This is a genomic window from Mycobacterium sp. E1715, assembly GCF_001667625.1.
Classification (GTDB): Bacteria; Actinomycetota; Actinomycetes; order Mycobacteriales; family Mycobacteriaceae; genus Mycobacterium.
In genome coordinates, this window is sequence record NZ_LZJJ01000513.1 from 1 (window position 1) to 2301 (window position 2301).

Sequence of the window (2301 nt, forward strand, 5' to 3'; positions counted from 1 at the left end):
CACACCCAGCCGCGCGCGGCGAGGTGGCTCATCAGCGGGTAGGCCTGCGGCCGGCGCATCCCGATCATCCAGGCGCCTGTGCTGCTGCAAGGTCGCGGCGGCGCCAGATGTCGGCGAGGTTGGCGCGGCCGTTGGGGCCGTAGGACACCACGTTCGTCTTCTCGACGTACCGCCGGCGCGCCACGGTGTTGCCCAGCGGCAGGCTGCGCCGCCCGCTGCGCGTGGGCTTGGCGTGTGGCAGCTTGCCCAGCGCCTCCTCGTAGTCGTGACCCAGCTGCTCGCGTAGGCCCGCCTCGAGCACCCGGCCCGGGGTGGTGACGGCGCGGTAGCGGATCACCCCGAGGATGGCCCACGACGCGGCGGTCATGGCCAGCGCCGCCTTGCCGCGCCGCCCCTCGAAATGGCCGCGCCGCGCGCGTCGCAGCGCATCCACCAGCGAGATGGTGAAGTAGACGCCCGGCACCTCCGAGGTCGGCCAGCCGAACCAGAAGACCAGCACGGTGCTGTACCCCTTGCGGGCGAGCGGCCGTAATCCGTTGGCGGCGTTGGCCAATTCCAGCGCGGCGCGGGCCAGCGGCCGGGGGCGTACCAATCGGCGCATCAGCCGTTGACCCGCGACTGCAGTTCGTTGCGCAAAATCTTGCCGGTGCTGCTGCGCGGCAGTTCGTCGACGACGGCGATTTCGCGGGGGACCTTGTAGTTGGCCAGGTTGTCCCGGACGTGTTGCTTGAGGGTCTCGGGCGTCGCCTCGGCGCCGTCGCCCAGCACGACGAACGCCGCCAGGCGCTGCCCGTACTGCTCGTCGTCGACGCCGATCACCGCGGCCTCGGCCACGTCGTCGTGCGCCGCCAGGATCTTCTCCACCTCGATCGGGTAGACGTTCTCACCGCCGGAGACGATCATCTCGTCGTCGCGGCCGACCACGAACAAGCGGCCGGCCTCGTCCAGATAGCCGACGTCGCCCGACGACATGAACCCGGCGTGAAAATCCTTGGTGGCCCCCGAGGTGTAGCCCTCGAACTGGGTGTCGTTGCGGACGTAGATCGTGCCGACCTCGCCGGTGGGCAGCTCGTTGAATTCGCTGTCCAGGATGCGGATTTCGGTCCCGCCGGCGGCCCGTCCCGCGGTGTCGGGCGCCGCGCGCAGGTCCGCCGGGGTGGCGGTGGCGATCATGCCGGCCTCGGTGGCGTTGTAGTTGTTGTAGATCACGTCACCGAACTCGTCCATGAACGCGGTGACGACGTCCGGACGCATCCGTGAGCCGGACGCCGCGGCGAAGCGCAATGACTTGCAGCTGTAGCGCTTTCGAACCTCGGGCGGCAGCTCCATGATGCGGTCGAACATCACCGGAACCACCGCCAGGCCGGTCGCGTGGTGCCGGTCGATCAGGTCCAGCGTCGCCTCCGGATCGAACTTGCGCCGGGTCACCACCGTGCACGCCATCGACGCCGCGAAGATCAACTGCGAAAAACCCCAGGCGTGGAACATCGGCGCCACGACCACGATCGTCTCCTCGGCCCGCCACGGCGTGCGGTCCAGAATGGCCTTGAGGGTGCCGATGCCGGCATTGCCACCGGTTTGGTTGGCCCCCTTGGGCGTTCCGGTCGTGCCGGAGGTCAGCAAGATCATCCTGCCCTTGCGGCCGGAGCGTTCCGGCCGCTGGCCTGCGTGATCGGTGATGAGCTTCTCGACGGTCAGGTCGTGGTCGCCGTCGGTCCAGGCCACGATGCGGGTGGCGTCCGGCTTGTCGGCCAGCGCCCGGTCCACCGTCTCGGTGAACTCCTCGTCGTAGATGACGGCGTCGACGCCCTCGCGGTTGACCACCTCGGCGAGCGCGGGACCGGCGAACGACGTGTTCAGCAGCACCACGTCGGAGCCGAGCCGGTTGACGGCCACCACCGACTCGACGAAGCCGCGGTGGTTGCGGCACATGATCCCGACGACCTTGGGTTGGCCCGTGGGCAGCTGCTGCAGCGCCGCGGCGAGGGCATTGATGCGCTCGTCGAGCTGGCGCCAGGTCAGCGTGCCGAGTTCGTCGATCAGGCCCGGCCGGTCCGGGCAGCGTTGCGCCGCGCTGGCGAAGCCGACGGTCATCCCCAGCCCCTCGCGGCGCATGGCCGAGGCGATCTTCAGGTAGCGGTCGGGCCGCATCGGCGCGATCATGCCGGCGCGGCGCAGCGTGGAGATGACGCCGAGGGCGTGGCTGATAGGACTCAACGGAGAAGCCACGGGTCAGCCCAGGATCGGGAAGCGTCGCTTGGCGGCCAGGTCCTTGAGGGCCTGCTGCATGACCGACCGCAC

At 69.8% G+C, this 2301-nt stretch carries 2 protein-coding genes and 1 pseudogene; all 3 read right to left on the reverse strand.

Annotation, left to right across the window (positions count from 1 at the left end; translation table 11 throughout):
- A pseudogene (locus A9X03_RS25185) lies at window positions 1–601 on the reverse strand (alpha/beta hydrolase); the annotation flags it as partial.
- On the reverse strand, window positions 601–2163 hold the full coding sequence (gene fadD12 / locus A9X03_RS25190) for an acyl-CoA ligase FadD12 (RefSeq protein ID WP_068016180.1): 1563 nt from the start codon (window positions 2161–2163) through the stop codon (window positions 601–603). The gene fadD12 and the pseudogene A9X03_RS25185, both read right to left, overlap by 1 nt.
- 69 nt (window positions 2164–2232) lie before the next feature.
- The coding region (locus A9X03_RS30520) for a hypothetical protein (RefSeq protein ID WP_231975466.1) at window positions 2233–2301 on the reverse strand (69 nt) is incomplete at its 5' end.